Raw genomic sequence first — 807 nt, forward strand, 5'->3', positions numbered from 1 at the left:
GCTCTGGGGCATTTACGACGCCCTCTCGCGCGTGTTTTCGCCCTATGAGTTGAACCCGAAGAATATGAACCCGCTCCAAGATCTGATTGCCGATGTCGTCGATTTCGACGCGGTGCGCGGTGGGGCGGATGTTTGCAAACTCTTTATCGCCGCAACGAATGTGCTGAACGGGCGCCTACGGATTTTCGACCAGCAGGAACTGACGCCGAAATCGATCATGGCGTCGGCCTGTCTGCCGTTCCTGTTCCAAGCTGTTGAAATTGACCATGAGTATTTTTGGGATGGCGGCTATTCGGGTAATCCGCCGATCTATCCGCTGATCTATGCGGGCGGCAGTAACGATATTCTGATCGTGCAGATCAATCCGATCAATATTCCCGATGTTCCGCGCACGGCGCGCGGCATTCTGGACCGCATCAACACGTTATCGTTCAACTCCAGTCTGATGCGCGAAATGCGCGCCATTCAGTTCGTCAGCGATTTGCTGGATAGCGGCGAGCTTGATGCGCAGAAATATTCGCGCATCAATATTCATACGATCGATGCTGAAAGCGAGTTGGCCCAGTTTAGCGTCTCGTCGAAACTCAACCCCGATTGGGAGTTTCTGACCTATCTGCACGATATCGGGCGGCGGAAGGCCAAGCAGTTTTTGGCGCTGCATTTCGATAAGATCGGTACGGAAAGCTCCACCAATATTCGGGAAAAATTTCTCTAAGGGCTTGCAGATGGAAACGGCGGTGTTGGCGTGAGCGTTGCTTCTCAATCGGGATCGGCTTTGCTCTCCCGCGCCGCCGTTATTGCGACGGC

Annotated in this window: 1 protein-coding gene; it reads left to right on the top strand. The window is 54.0% G+C overall.

Going from position 1 to position 807, the window contains the following annotated elements:
* A partial coding sequence (locus tag VZ95_RS20770) for a patatin-like phospholipase family protein (RefSeq protein ID WP_045777560.1) occupies positions 1-715 on the top strand: 715 nt, incomplete at its 5' end.
* Positions 716-807: the final 92 nt, after the last annotated feature.

Source organism: Elstera litoralis (assembly GCF_000963705.1).
Taxonomy (GTDB): domain Bacteria; phylum Pseudomonadota; class Alphaproteobacteria; order Elsterales; family Elsteraceae; genus Elstera; species Elstera litoralis.